Here is an 18,408-nt window from a genome sequence, read left to right on the forward strand (position 1 = left end):
CAGCGGTCAGGCGGCAAGCCGCGCGGCTGGGTCAGCGGCCACGTCGGGATGATGTTCGCGGATGTGCGAGGCAATGCTGTCAGGCAGGTCATCGATCCGCCAGACCCGTCCGCCGATTGCGTGGTCGATTGTTTGCCCCTCGACCCCGTCCATATGCATCCACGGACGCCAGTCCATCACCAGCGTATAGGAACTCACCGACTGGACATGGCTGACCTGCGGATCGGACAGTTCGTCGAGCCGCCCGTGATTGGTAATCACTTCCTTGTAGTTCCAAGGCTTCTCATCGGGTGAATGGGGTTCGAGCCGGGTCGTTGCCTCGGTGGTGAGCCACACGTCATTGCCGACGATGGTCGGTTCGGAGAGGTCGACCGCGTAGAAGATATTGCCGTCCGGGGCGAGTTGCCTTGCCGCTTCCTCGCTGGTCGTGTTCTGGCGGCTCCACGACATTTCCTCGCGGTTTGAGGTCTTGACAATGTGCTGCCCCGGTCCTGTGCGGTAGAGCGGCACGTCGACGATCCTGCCGGTGAAGGGCATGGCCAGCCTTGGCTGATACCGGCCGGTCTCCGGGTTGGTGTAGAAAGACATCTCGTAGAGCCTGAGGTCGTAGGCCTCGTCCGACAGCCGGGTGTATCGCGACAGAGTGCAGTTGAGCAGGCCACACATCGCTCGCAGATCCTGCCCGACGCGGGCGAAACGGGTACCGGACATCCAAGAGAATCCCAGGCGGGCATCGGTGCTGCCGCGCATTTTCACCAGCGCCTCAAGCCGGTCAAGGGCGGGTGCAGTCCGCGTCGTCTGGGCAGTAGCGCTGCCGAAGGCGATCATCGGAGCGCTGGCGGCCGCGATCGCCATCAGCGATCGCCGATCCACCGCCAGATCGCGCAAGGCCTCGCTGGTGCGCCGCTCGAACTTCGCTTTGCTGGTCATGTCACGGTTCCCTTGGTCTTGCGTTGCGGTTCGATCCCAAGAACTCCCGGGTTCATCAATCCCTTCGGATCGACCTGCTGCTTGATCGCGGAAAGCAGATCGAGCGCAGGATGCGGGAGGCTGTCGCGATATCGATAGGTCCGCCCGATCTGGAAATGGGCCGCCTCAAAGGCGAAGAACAGATCGACCAGATCCTGCCGCAGGCGATCCGCAAGCCCGCGGGCCGCCGGATTGGCAACAAGCCTGGGCAAGCGGCTGAGATGATCGATTTCGACCGTGCCTTCGATCAGCGCGTTGCGCTCATCGGGCCAGTAGAGGCAGGGTTCGAGCACTGTGTTGCCCCCGGCAATAACGGTGATCAGGGTTCCGTAATGAGCCCCCAACGCGTCCATTTCCGCCTTGTTGCGGGCGAACAGGTCCTCGATCGCGGTGAAGCATTCGTTGGCTCTTTCATGCGGGACATGCCCGTGGATGGGTACCCAGCGCTCGCCTTCCGGGCCAATGATGGCGTTGAGCGGTCCGAACGGGTTGGACCTGACCATTTTCGGGATGGTGTTCTCGATCTCCTTGCCGCCGATCCCGGTGCAGATCTCACGAGCCAGCGCGATGTTTGCCTCTGCTGCTTCCTCGGTCCGTTCCTCGGCGAGAACATGCAGCGAATAGCGTGCGTCCTTGAGAAAATCGCGGCCGGACATGACGACCTTCGCGCCTTCCTTGAGCGCTCTGCCGAGGCTGGCCTGCTGCTTCATCATCCCGAACAATTGCCTCACGTCGCTGGCGAGGCTCTCGCGCTGCATACGGATGGCGTTGAGGAATGGGTCGAAGCCGAAACACTCGCTCGCCAGCCCCTGGCGTTCGATCTCGGCGGCGGCGAGCAACCAGGCCTTGCGATCATCGAACGAGAAGCTGGCGCCCGCGTGGCCCTTGAGCTCGCGCATCAGGCGCAGGGTCACGGTTGCCTTGATCCCCATCGCCCCGCAATCAGCGAGAAACAGGCCGAGCAGGTCGGGCCCGTATGGGCGCAGGTGCTTCTTGCCCAGCGCCAGCAGTGTTCCGTCTGCCAACACGACTTCGAGCGCGGTGCACGACTGTGCAGCAGTGCCATGACGCGCAGATCCCCAGAATATGCCGTTCTGGCTCATGGTCCCCCCGATTGTCGCCTTGAGGCCCGACAGCGTGCCCCACATCGGCGTGCGCAATCCGTGCTTCTCGAGCTGTTGATGGAGCATCGCCCAGGTGCAGCCGGCCTCGACCGTGACATTCATGCTGTCCTTGTCGATCGCGATCACCTGGTTCATGCGCGACAGGTCGAACAGGACCGCGCCCGGCTGGTCAGGGGTGTAGCCCCCGGTATAGCTCATGCCGCCGCCGCGCGGCACGACGGCAAGCCCCGCCGCTGTTGCCAGGCCTACCGCTGTTGCCAGTTCATGCTTGTCGCGCGGGCGGACAATGGCCGCGATGCCCGCACCGCGGTGGACGATGTCATGAGTATGGAATTCCAGATCATCCGGATCGCTGGAGCAGTCCACGCCGCTCGAGGCGAGCGCTGCGGTGAGGCTTCCTGCGTGGGTGGACATTGGCAGAACTCCATATTGCCATATCTCTGGCGGATAGCGCATTGGCCGGTACGTAGGGAGGTTCTGGAGCCAGAACATTCTCACAGCGAATTATTTGGAATTGGCGACACCGGGTGTGTGCAAACGGGAACAGGGCAGCGTCATGATCAGGACCGAAGCAGACAAGCAATCCGATGTGACGGCCAAGCTGGAACAGATCGAGCAACGCCTGCGCTGGCTCAGCTCGTGGACGATCCACAACGCCAACAATCTGCGGCCCAAGCGCGACGGGCTGAAAGTCGGCGGGCATCAGGCGAGCTGTGCCTCGATGACCGCGATCATGGCCGCGCTCTATTTTTCCGCGCTGCGCCCGCAGGACAAGGTTGCGGTCAAGCCGCACGCCGGACCGGTGCTGCACGCGATCCACTACCTGCTGGGCGAGCAGTCGCGCGACAAGCTCGAGCGTTTCCGGGGCCTCGGCGGTGTGCAGAGCTATCCCTCGCGCACCAAGGACAGCATCCCGGTCGATTTCTCGACCGGTTCGGTCGGCCTGGGCGTCGCGGTCACCGCCTTTTCCAGCCTCGTCCAGGACTATCTGATCGCCCATGGCGAAATGGCCGAAGCCGATGCCGGGCGCATGATCGCGCTGATGGGTGATGCCGAGCTCGATGAAGGCAATATCTACGAATGCCTGATCGAGGGCTACAAGCACGACCTGCGGAACTGCTGGTGGATCGTCGACTACAACCGCCAGTCGCTCGACGCGACCACCGCTGACCGGATGTTCCGGCGGTTCGACGACATTTTCGAAACCTGCGGCTGGCGGGTGATCACCCTGAAATATGGCAAGCTTCAGCGCGCGGCCTTCGCCAAGCCCGGCGGCAAGGCGCTGCAGGATTGGATCGAGAACTGTCCCAACGCCGATTTCGCGGCTCTCACCTATCTCGGCGGCGCAGCGTGGCGCGAGCGGCTCACGCAGGACATTGGCGCCAAACGCGGCGTGTCGAGCCTGCTCGCTGCGCATGACGATGTCGCGCTCGCGAGGCTGATGACCAATCTGGGTGGGCATTGCATCGAAACGCTCGTCGAAGCATTCAACCGCATGGATGACGAGTGTCCGACGCTGCTGATCGCCTATACGGTCAAAGGCTATGGCCTCCCGCTCGCGGGGCACAAGGACAACCATTCGGGGATGATGAACGCCGCCCAGATCGCCGGGCTCAGGGCCGAACTCGGCATCGCCGAAGGCGATGAATGGGACAGGTGGGCAGGCCTCGGCGACAATCTTGCCGCAGCCCTCCAGGCATTTGTCGACGACAGCCCGATCGCCCGCAAGCTGCGCGAGCGCGGAGCTGCCCCGGTGCGCCTGCCCGATCGCCTGCCGGTTCCCGACGCAGCCGAACAATCGACCCAGGCGGCTTTCGGCAAAATCCTGTTCGATCTCGCCAAGTCCGACGAGCCACTGGGCGACCGGATCGTGACCACCGCCCCGGATGTCACGCAGACCACCAATCTGGGCGCCTTTGTCAACCAGCGCGGGCTGTTCCGCCGGCAGGAACTGGCCGATGTATTCCAGCGCGCAAAGATTCCTTCAGCCCAGAAATGGACGGCGCATCAGGCCGGCCAGCATCTCGAACTCGGGATTGCCGAGAACAACTTCTTTCTCGCGCTCGCCGCCTTCGGCCTGTCCGCCAGCCACTTCGGATCACGGCTGTTCCCGGTGGGCACTGTCTACGATCCTTTCATCGCGCGCGGCCTCGATGCGCTCAATTACGGCTGCTACCAGGATGCGCGCTTTCTCCTCGTGGGCACGCCTTCGGGGATTACGCTGGCCGGGGAGGGCGGGGCCCACCAGTCGATCAACACACCGCTGATCGGCATGGGCCAGCCCAACCTCGACAGTTTCGAGCCGGCCTTCGCCGATGAGCTGGCGCTGATGATGCGCTGGGCGTTCGAACACATGCAGGCGCCCGACGGCAATTCGGTCTACCTGCGGCTGACCACGCGGGCGATCAGCCAGGAAGTTCGCAGCAGCGCAGACTGGGAAGACGACGCCATCAGGGGTGCCTATTGGCTGAGGCAGCCGCAGCCCGGGGCACAGGCGGCGATCGCCTATTGCGGGGCGGTCGCGCCCGAGGCCATCGCGGCGTGGGAGGCCCTGTACGAAGACTTCCCGGGCCTTGGCCTGCTCGCGGTCACCTCGCCCGACCGGCTGCACCGCGACTGGTCGGCGCAATGCGCCGCGCGCTGGAACGGGCAGCAGCGCGGGCCGAGCCATATCGATTCCTTGCTGGGCGTGCTGTCGCCGAGCGCGCACATGGTCACAGTCCTCGACGGATCGCCCGGCGCCCTGTCATGGCTGGGCGGAGTGCGTGGGCACAGGGTCAGTCCGCTGGGAACCGATCGGTTCGGCCAGACCGGCGACCTGCCCGACCTTTACCGCACCTATCGCATCGATACCGACGCGATCATCGAGGCCATGGCACAGCTGTGCCTCGACGATCGCTAGGCCGCGCTACTCCTCTGCGTCGGTCATGGTCCGGCGTTTGAGAATGTTGATCACCGCCCTGCGAACCTCGGGGTCCTCGACCGGGCCGCTCGAGATGCGCATCGCTGTCCCGGGGATGAAGTTCTCCGGATCGGCGAGGAACCCGTCGAGCGTCTGCTCATCCCATACGAGTCCGTCCTGTCCCGCCTTGGCCATCGCTTCCGAATAATAGAAATTGGGGACCGTACCCGCCTTCTGGCCGAAGATGTTGTGCAGGTTCGGACCCACCAGCGGTTTCGCTCCTGCCTCGACCGTGTGGCAGAATTCGCACCATTTGTAGGTTTCCATCGCTACCGTCTGCTCAAACTCGGTCGGCGCGGTGATCTCCACCTCGGCTGCGCGCTCGCGGTGCCAGCTGATCTCAGGATCGCCTTCGACCTTGATCCCGGTGGCGAAGGGCGTGACCTTGAACAGGATGTAGGGCACGAACATCGCAAAGGTCACCGCACCCGCGATCACGCTTGCACCAGCGGCGAATGGCACCTTGCCGGCCGGAGCCTCCGAAAAGCCATCTTTCGCCGCATGGCCGATGCGCGAACCGATCAGCCAGACGATCCCGACGATGGCGAGGGTGATGGCGGCGGCGATATAGCCGGGCTCACGGTCCTTGAAGCTGTTGATCGCATAGATGAAGACCGTGGCCTTCACCAGCATGAGAAACCCGAAACCCGGCGGGAATGCCGCCAGCAGTCCCCTGCGATAGCGCAGATGGCTGTAGCCTGCGCTGACGAGGCCGATGATGCTCACCATCGTCAGGGTCAGGCCAAGCGCCGAATGGAAGTATCCCGAAAACTGCCAGATCGCTCGCTCCTGCCCCATCAGCGTCGGCAGATCGACCATCCCGGCGAGGTGGACGGTCCGGCCCTCGCCCCAGGCGTTGAGCAAGCCCAGCGGCACCGCCAGCAGCGGGGTGATCACCACCACCGCCGCGATCAGAACGTGCCACGTGCGCAAGGACGGTGGCAGGCTTCCCCGCGCGATCACGAACCCGTCGCGATACCAGCGTCGGATCAGCCAGATCGCGAGGATGGCGATCGCAAAGCCGAGGAAGTAGTGCCAGCCGCGACCCAGTTCGCGGATCGCGGATTCCTTTTCGAGCCGGGGCAGGATCACCCCCATGATGCTGTGGAGCGAAAACACGACGGCGAATGCCCAGCCGGCCAGGACGGTCCTTCCGGCGGGTGCGTGACCTCGGGACTCGGGATGTATCATTGCGGGGATCCCGGCCCCAGCTGTCCGGGAAAATGGTGCATGTGGTTGGCGGCATACCAGTCTGCGATTTCCTCGCGCCGCGGCCACCATACTCCGGCTTGCGATTTCGCATGGGCGATGAATTCGCGCAGCGCCCTGATCCGGTGTGCGCGCCCCGATACATGCGGATGCAGGCCGATATTCATGATCCGCGCGGTCTTGCGACCATCTTCGAGCAGCGCGTCGAATTCCTCGATCAGCTGGTCGCGGAACTGGTCAGTGGTGAGCGACTGGCGCGTCACCATGGTGAAATCGTTGATCACGTTGGAATAGGGCAGGCCGACGATCGGGCCGCTGGCCGTCCGGATCATGAACGGCTGGTCGTCGTTCATGATGTCGCAGTAGAACTTGAACCCTTCGCCGGCGAGGATGCCCGGCGTGTTGAGCGTCCCGCGCAGCGAAGACGAGAGCCAGCCGACCGGGCGCCGGCCGCAGTGCCTTTCATAGGTCTCGATCGAGCGCAGAATGACATCGCGCTCCTTCTCGACGTCGTGGGCATAGCGCGTCAACAGTTCGCCCTGTTCGAAATTGTGCGCCAGCAGTTCCCAGCCGCGTTCGAGCGCGGCCGAGGTCATCGCGCCGCGCCGCTCGAAGGTCACCGCGTTGGTGGTGCAGCTGGCGCGGACCCCCATTTCATCGAACAGGTCGAACAGGCGCCAGATGCCCACGCGCTGCCCGTACTCGCGCCAGCTGTAATTAGGGAAGTCGGGAATATTGCCCGGCAGGATGTCGGGCAGGATCGGCGGACCGCCGGCATAATAGGGCTCGTCGGTATCCTTGACCAGGTCCCAGGTCTCGAGATTGAAGGTGAAGATCACCGCCAGCGAATTGTCGCCCGGCCATTTGATCGGATTGCGCTGCGGCAGCGGGACATAATCATATTCGAACATGGTCGGGACCTAGAACTCCTCCATCAGCCGCCCAAAGCCGCTGATCTGATCAGTGATGCCATTTTCGCGCAGTGCATTCCAATAGGTTGCGGTATTGATCGCGATAACCGGCTTGCCGAGATACATTTCAGCGGCAGCCGCGAGCCGCACCATCGACAGATTGGTGCCGACCTGGACCAGCGCATCGACATCGTCGCCATCGAGCCGCCTGAGTTCATCGCGCAGCCTCGCGGTCGGAACCTGGGCAATCGCGGTCCAACTGGGACAGCGCAGGCAGGTGTCGCGAACCACGGTTATTCCGTGATCGGCCATGAATCGCGCAACCTGCGCGTTGGCCGAAGGGTAATAGGGCGACAGCACCGCAATCCGGCGAATGCCGCCGTAGGCAGCAAAGGCCGCGATCAGCGACTGCGAGCCGGTGCACAGCCTGAGGCCTGCTTCGCGCTCGATATTGTCGCGCCACTGCTGCGCCCCTTCCGCCCCCCCGTAGAAGGTGACAGCGGACATTCCCATGACCAGATAGTCGGGATTGCAGGTCAGTACCCCGCGCACCGCATCGAGCGTGTTACGCGATATGTCGAGCGTCCCGGCCATGAATGTCTCGTCCGAGATCGCCAGTGCGTCCTCCACCACGATCCGGCTGTAGTGATTGGTCACACCGCGCGGGCGCAGTTCATCGAAATCGGGCTGGACAATGGTGTTGGTCGAAGGGCCGAGAACCCCGAACAGCCTGCGGTAGCCCTGAACGTCGGGATCCGGACGCGGCCTGACCGGCATTAGGCGGCTTCCCGTTCCTTGTCGAGGCTTTCGATCATCGACTGCCGCAGCAGGAACTGGCGGCGCTGCTGCGGGTCGGCGCGGATCGCGAGCAATTCTTCCTTGCGCTTCGAGTGCTCTTTCGTGCGCCCGTCGCTCAGATACTCGAGATTGCGGATTGTCTGTGCCTGCGTGAAATCATGCGTTGTCGTACGACGTTGCACTTCGAACTGCGCCAGCGCCTTGTCGGCATCCCAGCCCGATTTGAAGATACCGGTCAGTTGGTGACACAGGTTGAATGCATCGTGGATGCCGCTGTTCATGCCGAACCCGCCGATCGGATTGTTGAGATGGGCGGCATCACCGATGATCGCCACCCGCCGGTCAAGGAACTGTTTCGCCACCCTCTGGTGTACGCGATAAATCGTGCGATGCTCGGTCCTGACGGTTGAGCCACTTCCGATCAGTCGCTCGAAAACGTCGTTCTTCTTGGCATCCGACAGCAGCGCGGCATCGCTTTCGCTATGTTCGGCAGGGACGAGGATCCGCCACAGCGATGGGACCTTGAGCAGCACCATCCATTCGAGCGGATCGGACACGTAATTGACGTAGCACAAACCCTTGATGTGATCTTGCAGCGGCTCTTCGGTGGTCAGACACAGGAATTTTTCGGGATAGGTGAACCCGTCGAATTCGGTGCCGAGCCATTTGCGCACGATGCTGTTCGCACCATCAGCCCCGATCACGAAGTCGGCGCGGAGCTTTTTGATCGCAAGGGGGGTTTCGGCGTAGAGATCGACCCCGGTGGAATCCTGCTCGATCGCGACCACGTGGTGATCGAACAGGACGTCGGCATTGGGCATTGCGGCGATGCCTTCGGCGAGCATGCGCGAAAGGTGATATTGCTCGCACTGGACACGAAACGGGTAACGCGTGACGTCGCTCAGTTCGCTCATGTCGAAATCGATGACTTCGCCCGACTGCCGCTCGCGGAAGTGGTAGACCGGAGCCTGCAGTCCGACCTCGATCAGCCGCTTGGTGATGTCGAAACGGTCGAGCATCTCGAGCGTCGGCGGGTGAAAGGTCGATGCCCGCAGATCCTGTGCGCAGTCGCTGCCAGCCTCGAGCAGCACCACATCGATCCCGTTCTGGGCAAGGTAATAGGCCGCAACAGTGCCCACGGGCCCCGCTCCAACGACGATCACCTTCGTCTGCATATGCGGTATCCCACCTCTGTTCGACTACTCTGAAGACATTCCGGTTTCTATTCGCGAGAGTGTCCGGCGGTCGCCAGTTTGTCCCTTTTCTTCGAACCGCGAAGAATTGCTCGTCATGGCCGGCCGTTTCAGTCCCTGACGATGCTTTCCCCTGCAATGGCTGGGCCGGGGTTGCAGGCCATGGGGCGGACCGTCGCCCGGTCAAGGAATGCCAGCGTTTGCAAGAGCGCCCTGTCGAACAGGCGCAGCGATGCAGCGTTGGGCGTTTTCTCGCGCCCGAAGCTGCCGCCGAAATAATGGTCGATGTCGGCCCCGACCCAGAGCATCTTGTGCCCGCCGGACGGGATCGCGCCGTATCCTTCGGTATGCCACCGCCAGTCCTTCTGCATCACGGTGAGCTGGTCGGCGGTCCCGGTCAGGACCAGCGCATCGCCTTCGAGAGTGGCCCAGCCGTCGGCTTCGATCGTGCCGGGCATGACCCCGGGCGGCGACCATGCGATCGTTGCGGAAAGTTGCCGCGCGGCAAACGCGACCGGCTTGCCGTCGGGACCGAAACCGCGTGCGCCGCCGGCGAACTGTGCCATGAGCGCGCCGTAGCTGTGGCCCATCGCCACCTTGTGCCGGTGATCGATCGCATAGCCCCGTTCCGCCAGCCTGTCGGACAGCGCCGGCGGCGGATCGAGCGCAAGCGCGAGATCCTCGACGCGGGTGTTCCAGATCTCGATCTGCGAAGGGGACACCTGGTGGGTGAATTCCTCGCTCTCGCGGTGCATCGGCGCAACGATGATGTATCCGGCGGCGGCAAGCGGCCTGAGCATGGCGTGATAACGGTCCGGTGCCGCCAGCGCTCCGTGTGAGAATCCGATCAGAGGATAGGTGCCGGGTTTCGCTGGAAGATGAAGTTCGACAGGAATTTCGCGGCCATCGGCGGTCTGGATGCTGGCAATTATGACGCTTGATTGCTCCGAAAGCCTGCCGCTGCATGTATTGGCTTGTGGCTGTTCGAATGCTCGGTCCGGACTTGTCGTGGTGCAGGCGCCGGCCGCACACAGCAGGATCGCGAGGCAGATCGGGCGACCGGCTGGGATCATCGGGGTTGCGGGTCCGGCATCTTGGCGCCGGGAGCGCTGATCGCATCGCGGATCAGCAGGTTGGGCAGGAAGGCATTGTCCCACTCGCGCTGCTGCGGGGGTCGCCCCCCGGTTCGCAGCAGGATCGTTCGCTGCGATGGAATGACATAGACGACCTGGTTCGAATTGCCGTCGAACAGGAAGATGTCGCTGTCGAGATAGGGTTCCGAGTGGAGCACCTTGCCTTCGTCCACCCGCGGATTGGCGTAGCCGCGTCGCTCGACATAGGGGCCTGCCAGCCAGACGCCGAGCCCGTAATGGGGGTTCTGCGGGGCCGGTTCGCGCATCTGCGCAACATAGCCGCGCGGCAGCAGCCGGGTCCCCTCCCAGACCCCGTCGTCGAGCAACAGGATCGCCATCCGCAGATAACTTTGCGCCTGCAGCATCATGCAGCAGCCCGAATGCGCGGTCCCGCCTTCACGGTTAACCCAGACCGAGCCCCCGGCCGCGCCGATCGGTGCGAGCAGCGCCTGGGAGACATAGTCGGCGTAAGTCACGCCGGTCGCGCGTTCGATGATCGGCGCGATCAGTTCGGCATTGGCATTCGAATATTCGTAGGCGGAGCCCGGCTCGTCGACGACAGGATAGTCGTTGATGATGATCTCGTCGTGCCGCGGATGGAGATAGGCGCGGTAAAGGACATCCTCGGGCCCGCCAGCGAGCGCCTGCGGCAGCAGGCCGGACCGCATCCCCAAGAGCTGGCGGATCGTGATCCTGCTGCGCCGATCGTCATGCTGCCACTCGGTGATGAAGTCGGCGACGGGCTGATCGAGCGATTCGATATGGCCTTGCATGATCGCCCGGCCGACAACCAGCGCGGTGATCGGCTTGGCAAGCGATTTGGAGATGATGGGTGAATGCCGGTCGAAGTCGCCAAAATAGGTTTCTTCCTCGATCGCGCCGTCGCGCCAGATGATCAGCGCCGAACTGTTCCGCGTGCCCGCATAGCTGCGCGCCGCGGCCAGCGTTCCGGACGAGAAGGTCGGCACGGAGCGCGTCGGCAAGGGGGCTGGGTTCGGGTGGCCCTGGACGCTGTCGAGCGGGCCATAGGCGGCCTCTCCCGCGCCGACACTTCCCGACCTTGCGAGGGCTTCGTATCGGGCCAGATACGTGGCCTCGTCGGCTGGCGAATAGGCAGATCCCGCGCGCGCGGCCGACGCCAACGGATCGCCGGTTGCCGTGCAACCGGTAAGGCCAAGCAATCCGGTTGCTGCCAGGCTCAGGGCGGAAAGGGCAAGCGCGCGGCCGGGCATCGACTATTCCTCCTCGCGGCTGGCTCCTGCAGTTCGTAGGCTCGTCCTGCGCTTGCCGCAGGGCTTCTGCTTCGCCAGCCACCTGCGAGGCTAGCATTCGTCACTATGGTCAATCCCGCGCGAATCCGTATTTCTCGCTGTACGAACGAAACAAATGTGAGACCGACATTCGATCCGCGAGGCAATTATCTTGGACCTTAACTTCACTGATGATCTAAGGGAGGTCGAACATGAGGACGAAGTGGAATTTACTAGTCGGAACAGCTGTAATGGGGTGTCTGCTGACACCAGCCGCCCATGCACAAGAGGCGGAAAGCGAGGAGGCTGATGCGCGGGGCAACGTAATCATCGTCACCGCTCGCAAGGTGGAGGAATCGCTGCAGGATGTGCCGCTCGCGATTACCGCTTTTACCGCCGAGGACATCCGGAACCGTTCGATCACCAGCCTGCAGGATATCGCGCTGCAGACCCCCGGCTTCGTCTACGAGGACTTCTCCAACGGGGGCTACGGCACGCCGACCATCCGCGGGGCCAACAACTTCAACATCACCAGCCTCGAACAGAACGTCTCGGTGTTCATCGACGGTATCTATGTGCCGCGTCAGTATTCCTTTGACGTTGCGACGCTCGGTCTCGAGCGGGTCGAGATCGTCAAGGGCCCGCAGAGCGCGCTTTACGGTGCCAACGCCTTCGCCGGGGCGATCAACTACATCGTCGCCAATCGCGATCTCAATGATCTCCAGGTCAGTGGCACGGCCGGCTTTTCGGAAGACAACGGCTTCGATCTCGCAGGCAAGCTGAACGTACCGATTATCGAAGGCATGTTCTCCATGCGCCTTGCCGGCTCGATGTCGAAATATGGCGGCAGCATTCCGAACAACCACCCCAATGCCGATCTCGGCATCGATCCGGGCACGCAGGGCAATTTCGGGGGCTATGACGACAGCAGCATCCGCGTCGGGGCGACCTTCGAGCCGACGGACATGATCACGCTGGACTTCGATTATTACCGCTTCAACGTCGACAAGGAAGTCCATGCCGGATACCGGATCGAGAGCAGGAATGGCGACATGAACTGTGGCTCGGGCCCGCGCCTGTTCTGCGGCGAACTGCCGGTAACGCCGATTCCAGGGCCGAGCGGGACGCCCGGCTATGTCCAGGATCCGCGTTCGATAGGCATCAATGCCTCGACCAACCTCTACCGTGCGGCGGCCGAAGTGCGGCTTACCGACGAGATCACCTTCAATTACCTGTTCGGGAAGATCAATGGTGACGTGTTCGCTGGCGGCAACTCCGACAAGGACCCCTTGATCGGCAATGTTGCACTTGGGGGCAATATCTTCTCCTACGGACCTGGCGGCAATTTCGACTATGAATCGCACGAAGCGCGGATCCAGTACGCTGGTGATAACGGCTTTTACGCGATGCTTGGCGGGTTTGCCCAGGATGGGTCCGACTTCGACCTGTTCGCTGCCGGTGTCTCGCCTCTGCGGGGAACCACGCCGATCACCGCGATCGAGGGCCTGATTGTCGGGTCCCCGGCTATCACTGACACCAAAACCAGAGCGATCTTCGGCCGTATCGAGGTGCCATTGATTGGCGACCAGCTGAGCGTTTCGGTCGAAGGGCGCTACACCGACGAGGAAAAGGTCCTCCTGTCCGGCGGAAGTACGTTCAACTACTCGGACTCCTATTTCACGCCGGCTTTCTCGATCGATTACAAGATCACGCCCGACAACATGATCTATGCAAAGGCGGGCCGGGGCGTGAAGAGCGGCGGTGCCAACTCGTCATCGTTTGCCGGACTGATCGATGCTGAACGCTTCTTTGGTCCCGACGCCAACTGGACCTATGAAATCGGCAGCAAGAACACCTTTGCCGATGGTCGGGGCTTCCTGAATGTCGACCTGTTCTACATCGACTGGTCGAACCTGCAGGTCCCGCAGACGCCGACCGGGGCACCGCTCAATACCGCGACAGTTACGGTCAACCTCGGCGGCGCCAAGTCCAAAGGCGTCGAGATTTCCGCTGACTACGAACTGGTGCCCAACTTCCGCGTCAACGCCGGTCTCGCCTATGTCGACGCGACCTACAACGGGGGTGTGATTTCGGGTCGCCTTGCGCGGGCAGGTGTCTGTGACGATGTGATCTGCGCGGCCAATGGTGATGTTTCGGGCAACCAGCTCCAGCGCCAGTCGCCGTGGCAGTGGAACCTCGGGGCAAGCTACGAAACCCCGATCACCGATACGGTCGAAATGTTCGCCCGGGTCGACGTGTTCGGGCAGTCAAGCCAGTTCACCGACGAGAGCAACACCGCCACGATCATGGACCGGGCGCTCGTCAACGCTAGGCTGGGTGTGAACTACGAGCGCTGGTCGCTCGCGGTATGGGCCAAGAACCTCCTCAACGAGACCTATGTTGCGAACGCGTTCTTCACCGCCACGCCGTTCGGGTCGAACTACGTTCCTTCGATCGGCCAGAAGCGGCGAGTGGGGGCAACGCTGAGCTTCGACTTCTGACCCTGTCAGACGCAGATCGAACCCGTGAAGCCACACCGATCGCCAGCGATCGGTGTGGCTTTCGCGTTTCTGGCGGTCGCGCGACGCGCATCCCTTACCTGTTCGCGCACCCTGCGCTGCGCGAACAGGCAGACGTTGTGGTCAGGCAGGTTTCAGATAGCCGGGGTCCTCGCAGGGCGCGCCGGCCAGATGGTCCTAGCAATCCTGCCGGGCGCATCAGCGACGCCAGCGATCATCGAAACAGCTGCGTTCACCGCCCTGTCACGCGCCTTCTCATGCGCAGGCAGAGACGATGCGAACCGGCTAGTAAGCGAACGCAATCGGGCGATCGAAATGGTCCCATCGCGGCGCGAGCAGTTCGGCGTGATCGCGTTCGAGCTTGGTCAGGAACTTCTCGGGGAAATCCTGAACGCCGGGGATCTTGTAGGCGTCCCAATAGCCCAGCAGGTGCCCGGGGCGGTCGCCCATGTTCATCCACTTCGAATAGGGGAAGACGTAGACCCCGGTCGACTTGGTCGGTAGGCTGGTGATGCTCTTGTCCATGAACTGGTCGTAGTCGACCTCCTGGATCGAGCTTTCGATATGGTTGAGCGGCCAGTCCGGCGGCATGGAGCGCACGCTGTCGAGCTTCATCATGCCGTTTTCGTGGCGGAACTGGCGGTATGGGACGGTGTAGCGCGAACCGTCGCTCGAGACATTGCGGAAACCCTTGGGCGAATGGACCGTGCCCGGATCGTTGAGCAGCAGGTTCGTTGGCGTGGCGATTTCCTCGTCCGTCAGCGGGTTTACCATCGTCTCCATGTAGTCATTCGTCTCGAGGCTCATCGGAACCGAGATATTGTGGGCGTGGATGCGATAGGTGTGATCGGCGACCTTGCGGAAATAGCTGTATTCCATCCCCTCATAGCGCAGCATCGGCAGTGGCGGCCGGTCGCCCGGAACCATGTAGACCATCCAATAAAACCAGGTGAGGGCGGTACCCTCGTATTCGACGAGGTCGCGTTCGATTCTGAAATGCGCTTCGAATTCCTCGACCGGGTTGTCGAAGTTGACGAAACGCGAGGTCATCTTGGGGTTCTGCGGCCAATGCGTTTCGGCCTGGGGACGGGCGGTCATGGCTATCCCCTCGGCTGCAAGGCCGGCACCGATCAGCGCGGACAGGCCGCCGATCATCGAACGCCTGCCTATGGGGAAGGCCCCCTTGGGCTGGTCAGGCGATGCAGCGGTGACAGCGGATTGCTCGGTTTGCTTGGTTTGCTTGGTCATCAGACTCTACCGTTCTTCAGGAAAAATAGGATTCGGGCGATTGCACGGCCTGCGGGTCGTTTTCCGACAGCAGCGCGATCAGTCTGGGGGGCACCTCGCCGATGCTGCCGACCTTTCCGCCGACCCCGTTTTCCATCGTATGCCCGGTCTTGCCTTCCAGCTTCATCCACGGACGCAGGCCGCTCGCGGCGGAATAGTTGAAGCTCGAGGGGACATCGGGACTGTCGCTTGCCAGCACGTCTTCGGCCTTGGCCTTCCAAACCAGCCACTCGCGGTAGAAGACCACCGGCGGCTTGGTCGTATCGGTATAGACGCGGCCATACTCATCGGCGCGCAAGTAGAAATTGCCATTGAGGACATAGGGGTCGCGCACGCCCCGCACGAGGTGAACATCCGAAGCCGGGGCAAAATCTCCGCTCGATGCACCTTGGGCGGCCGGTTCATGCCTTTCCCATTCATCGAGCGACCGCTTGAACCGCACGTCCATCGGCCCGGCCCGGTAGATCGGGACCTCGACCGGTCCGGAACCGCCGCGGATGGTGGTGGTGGTCAGGAGGTCCTCGGTCTTCGGGTCGCAGTAATAAGTGATCTCGACCGTCTTTCCGACATAGGCGTCCTCTTCCTTGCGGAACTTGGTCAGAACCAGCGCATAAAGCGCGCAAAACGGCGTAATTTCGCCGTCGAGCACCAGTTCGCGCTGGGCATGAAGCCATGCGATCGACAGTTCCCCGTCGCTTCGCGCGCGCAGCCTGATCATGGTTTCGAGCGGATCGAGCTCGGCCAGTTCGCGGTGTCCGGCCGCGTGGCCAAGCGCTGGTCGGGCCGCGGTTGCCGTTGCTGCAGCACAGGCTGTTCCGATAAAGAACCGTCTATGGATCATGGTCTTCCCTAATTGACTGGATGACGAAATTGGCCAGCATCTCGTTGAAGCGGTCCGGTGCCTCGGCAAACGGAGCATGGCCGGCATTCTCGAAGCGCTGCGCCGTGGCATGCGGCAAGCCGGCGAGGACGGCCTCGACCGTGGCCGCAGTGACCGACCCATCATGTGCGCCGTAAGCGACGATGACGGGGAGGTCCTGCATCGCTTTCAGCAAGTCCCCGTTGGCAATCGGGTGCTCGCGCAGCGGCCCCTGGACATAGGGCGGTACCAGCATGCCCAGAACCAGCACCTTGCGGCTCCACTCGGTGTCGGGCGGGCAATGGGTGAGCATCGGCGCAACAATGCCGACGGCTTCCTCCTGTGCCGAGAAGGAGGGAATGCGGCGCAGTTCGCGCGCCCGGGTCAGATCTGCCATCACGTCGGCGTCGCCGGGAGAGGAAGCCGGGACGAAAGGCACGAGGCCCCCGGTCGCACCGACCATGACCAGCCCGCCGAGATTACCTGTCCCCACATGCCGGATGTAATCTGCGGCGACCAGCGTCCCATAGGACCACGCGACGATCACCGGGCGGCGCACGCCGGTGGCTTCGATCACGCGTTCGACATCGCCCGCCCAGACCCGCGTGTCGGTATAGGCAGAGGCATCGGAGGGCTTGCCCGACATGCCATGGCCGCGCAGGTCGATCGCGATCAGGTGAAAGCGATCGGCGAGGCTCGAGGTCAGCTGCGTTTCGAAGCTTTCCGCGGCCATGCCGATGCCGTGGAGGAACAGGATCGCCGGCGCATCCTCAGGGCCGGCGGTCGTCACCGCAATCGGCACACCGCCTTCGCCCTCGACATAGAAGCTTTCGGCCGAAGCCGGGCGGGCGAACGCGCAAACCGCCAGCACGAGGCCGGCGAGAAGCGATCGCAACAGGCCCGGGCCGGGCAATCTCACTTTGCCAGGTCCCTCATTACGGTGTTGACGAGGTAGGCCGAATCCCAGCCGTCCGAAGTCGGCCCGTGCCGGAAGATCACGAGGTCCAGCGAGGGCACCGAATAGACCACCCGAAAACCGCCGCCTTCCATGATCCGCACATCGTCAGCGAGGAACGGTTCGGACTGCGGGATCACGCCCGGCTGGTCCTCGAAATAGGTCCGCAGCGGATTGAAGGGTGATCCCAGCCACAGGCCCAGCCCGAAATTGGGATTGCGCGCAGAGGGCGTGGCCATGGTCGCAAGCCATTCGGCCGGAACGACCTGCTCGTCGCCCCACTTGCCCTCATTGGCGACGAGAATGCCGAGACGCGTCCAGTCGCGCGCGGTTGCCCGCATGCAGCACATGGTGCGCGCGGTCCCGCCCGGCCGGTCGCGCTGGAAGGTGGCGTTGCCCGCACCCATCGGCTTCCAGATATGGCGCGAGACAAATTGCTCGATCGGCACGCCGGTCGCCCGCTCGATCACGATCGAAAGCAGCTGCATGTTCTCCTGCGCGACTTCGAATTTCGTGCCCGAAGCGGTGACATAGTCGTAATCGAGCGCCGCTTTGACGACATCGCCGCAATAGGCAAGGCAGAGGTCCTTGTTGTTCTCGATCTGCTCCACGCCGATCGGCACGGCCACTTCGAGGCCGCTGACATGCTGGGCCAGCTGGCGGACCGTGATCTGGCCGCGCAGGTCAGTCTTCCATTCGGTGAGATATTTGCCGATCGGATCGTCGAGCGCGAGCGCCCCCTGCTCGAGTGCAAAGCCGAGCACCATCGGAGTCACGCTGCGCGTGATCGCGCGGCCGTTGAGAAGGTCGTCGGGCTCGGTCCCGTTCCAGTAGCGTTCGATCTGGATCTTGCCGCGGTGCACCACGATCAGCACATTGCTGTTACGCGCCTGAGCCCAGCTGGCCATGTCTTCGAGCGCAGCATCGGAAATCGTGCGGTCCCTTGCATCGGCCTGCGGCACGAACGGCTTGAGGTCACCTTCGATCACCGCATCGGGCCAATAGAACCACTCGGGCGGTTCGTAAGGGTTGTCCGGTGCGGATATCAGGCGCCAGAAGAATACCGGGTCGTTATAGCGCCAGTCGCTGACGGCCTTGTCGGGGTCCGTGACGTGCTCGGGCCAGGGCTGCGCCGCCGTGGATTGTGCGACGAGGGCAAGGCAAAAGCACAGAACGGCGAAGATTTTCGGCAAGGCGGACTTCCTTTTATCTCGACCTTACATAGGTCGGCATTCGTGA

General features: G+C 62.9%; 14 protein-coding genes. 2 read left to right on the top strand and 12 right to left on the bottom strand.

All coding sequences use genetic code 11. The annotated features are described in order from the left end of the window. Positions 1-6: 6 nt before the first annotated feature. Complete coding sequence (locus tag AABA34_RS04575; protein WP_338304089.1) at positions 7-930, bottom strand: DUF1838 family protein; 924 nt, start codon at positions 928-930, stop codon at positions 7-9. Further along, entirely contained in the window at positions 927-2,507 is a 1,581-nt protein-coding gene (locus tag AABA34_RS04580; protein ID WP_338304090.1) for an FAD-binding oxidoreductase, read from the bottom strand. The genes AABA34_RS04575 and AABA34_RS04580 overlap by 4 nt, the downstream gene beginning before the upstream one ends. Positions 2,508-2,649: 142 nt before the next feature. Here AABA34_RS04580 and AABA34_RS04585 point away from each other — a divergent pair, with 142 nt between their 5' ends. Beyond that, on the top strand, positions 2,650-4,995 hold the full coding sequence (locus tag AABA34_RS04585; protein ID WP_338304091.1) for a transketolase: 2,346 nt from the start codon (positions 2,650-2,652) through the stop codon (positions 4,993-4,995). A 6-nt stretch (positions 4,996-5,001) separates the two neighbouring features. Here AABA34_RS04585 and AABA34_RS04590 read toward each other — a convergent pair whose 3' ends face one another. The 6 genes from AABA34_RS04590 to AABA34_RS04615 form a co-directional block, all read right to left on the bottom strand. Continuing rightward, a complete protein-coding gene (locus tag AABA34_RS04590) occupies positions 5,002-6,174 on the bottom strand; it encodes a c-type cytochrome (RefSeq protein ID WP_338304092.1) in 1,173 nt (390 codons plus the stop codon). 68 nt (positions 6,175-6,242) lie between these two features. Then, complete coding sequence (locus tag AABA34_RS04595; RefSeq protein ID WP_338304093.1) at positions 6,243-7,175, bottom strand: polysaccharide deacetylase; 933 nt, start codon at positions 7,173-7,175, stop codon at positions 6,243-6,245. A 9-nt stretch (positions 7,176-7,184) separates the two neighbouring features. Then, entirely contained in the window at positions 7,185-7,952 is a 768-nt protein-coding gene (locus AABA34_RS04600; RefSeq protein WP_338304094.1) for a maleate cis-trans isomerase family protein, read from the bottom strand. After that, a complete protein-coding gene (locus tag AABA34_RS04605) occupies positions 7,952-9,148 on the bottom strand; it encodes an FAD-dependent oxidoreductase (protein WP_338304095.1) in 1,197 nt (398 codons plus the stop codon). The genes AABA34_RS04600 and AABA34_RS04605 overlap by 1 nt, the downstream gene beginning before the upstream one ends. A 128-nt stretch (positions 9,149-9,276) precedes the next feature. Beyond that, positions 9,277-10,239, bottom strand: coding sequence for an alpha/beta hydrolase family protein (locus AABA34_RS04610; RefSeq protein WP_338304096.1), 963 nt, complete (start codon positions 10,237-10,239; stop codon positions 9,277-9,279). After that, positions 10,236-11,531, bottom strand: coding sequence for a serine hydrolase domain-containing protein (locus AABA34_RS04615; RefSeq protein ID WP_338304097.1), 1,296 nt, complete (start codon positions 11,529-11,531; stop codon positions 10,236-10,238). Before AABA34_RS04615 ends, AABA34_RS04610 begins: the two co-directional genes overlap by 4 nt. A 230-nt stretch (positions 11,532-11,761) precedes the next feature. Here AABA34_RS04615 and AABA34_RS04620 point away from each other — a divergent pair, with 230 nt between their 5' ends. Beyond that, on the top strand, positions 11,762-14,050 hold the full coding sequence (locus tag AABA34_RS04620) for a TonB-dependent receptor (RefSeq protein ID WP_338304098.1): 2,289 nt from the start codon (positions 11,762-11,764) through the stop codon (positions 14,048-14,050). Positions 14,051-14,353: 303 nt separating this feature from the next. Here the strand turns inward: AABA34_RS04620 and AABA34_RS04625 are convergent, their stop codons facing one another. From AABA34_RS04625 to AABA34_RS04640, 4 genes are read right to left on the bottom strand one after another with little or no spacing between them, the layout of a single operon-like run. Further along, positions 14,354-15,316: a hypothetical protein gene (locus AABA34_RS04625; protein ID WP_338304099.1), complete on the bottom strand. Its 963-nt coding sequence runs from the start codon at positions 15,314-15,316 to the stop codon at positions 14,354-14,356. A 16-nt stretch (positions 15,317-15,332) separates the two neighbouring features. Continuing rightward, positions 15,333-16,196: a hypothetical protein gene (locus AABA34_RS04630; protein ID WP_338304100.1), complete on the bottom strand. Its 864-nt coding sequence runs from the start codon at positions 16,194-16,196 to the stop codon at positions 15,333-15,335. Further along, positions 16,186-17,133, bottom strand: a complete 948-nt coding sequence (locus tag AABA34_RS04635; protein WP_338304101.1) for an alpha/beta fold hydrolase — start codon at positions 17,131-17,133, stop codon at positions 16,186-16,188. Before AABA34_RS04635 ends, AABA34_RS04630 begins: the two co-directional genes overlap by 11 nt. Next, positions 17,130-18,362 (bottom strand): serine hydrolase domain-containing protein, encoded by a 1,233-nt coding sequence (locus AABA34_RS04640; RefSeq protein WP_338304102.1) that lies wholly within the window; start codon positions 18,360-18,362, stop codon positions 17,130-17,132. Before AABA34_RS04640 ends, AABA34_RS04635 begins: the two co-directional genes overlap by 4 nt. Between the last annotated feature and the right edge of the window lie 46 nt (positions 18,363-18,408).

The organism is Erythrobacter sp. Dej080120_24 (genome assembly GCF_036322605.1).
Taxonomy (GTDB): Bacteria; Pseudomonadota; Alphaproteobacteria; order Sphingomonadales; family Sphingomonadaceae; genus Erythrobacter; species Erythrobacter aurantius.

Bases quoted from the DNA above. Each gene is read 5' to 3' on its own strand.
- AABA34_RS04575 (WP_338304089.1), bottom strand. From the start codon at position 930: ATGACCAGCAAAGCGAAGTTCGAGCGGCGCACCAGCGAGGCCTTGCGC.
- AABA34_RS04580 (WP_338304090.1), bottom strand. From the start codon at position 2,507: ATGTCCACCCACGCAGGAAGCCTCACCGCAGCGCTCGCCTCGAGCGGC.
- AABA34_RS04585 (WP_338304091.1), top strand. From the start codon at position 2,650: ATGATCAGGACCGAAGCAGACAAGCAATCCGATGTGACGGCCAAGCTG.
- AABA34_RS04595 (WP_338304093.1), bottom strand. From the start codon at position 7,175: ATGTTCGAATATGATTATGTCCCGCTGCCGCAGCGCAATCCGATCAAA.
- AABA34_RS04600 (WP_338304094.1), bottom strand. From the start codon at position 7,952: ATGCCGGTCAGGCCGCGTCCGGATCCCGACGTTCAGGGCTACCGCAGG.
- AABA34_RS04605 (WP_338304095.1), bottom strand. From the start codon at position 9,148: ATGCAGACGAAGGTGATCGTCGTTGGAGCGGGGCCCGTGGGCACTGTT.
- AABA34_RS04610 (WP_338304096.1), bottom strand. From the start codon at position 10,239: ATGATCCCAGCCGGTCGCCCGATCTGCCTCGCGATCCTGCTGTGTGCG.
- AABA34_RS04615 (WP_338304097.1), bottom strand. From the start codon at position 11,531: ATGCCCGGCCGCGCGCTTGCCCTTTCCGCCCTGAGCCTGGCAGCAACC.
- AABA34_RS04620 (WP_338304098.1), top strand. From the start codon at position 11,762: ATGAGGACGAAGTGGAATTTACTAGTCGGAACAGCTGTAATGGGGTGT.
- AABA34_RS04625 (WP_338304099.1), bottom strand. From the start codon at position 15,316: ATGACCAAGCAAACCAAGCAAACCGAGCAATCCGCTGTCACCGCTGCA.
- AABA34_RS04630 (WP_338304100.1), bottom strand. From the start codon at position 16,196: ATGATCCATAGACGGTTCTTTATCGGAACAGCCTGTGCTGCAGCAACG.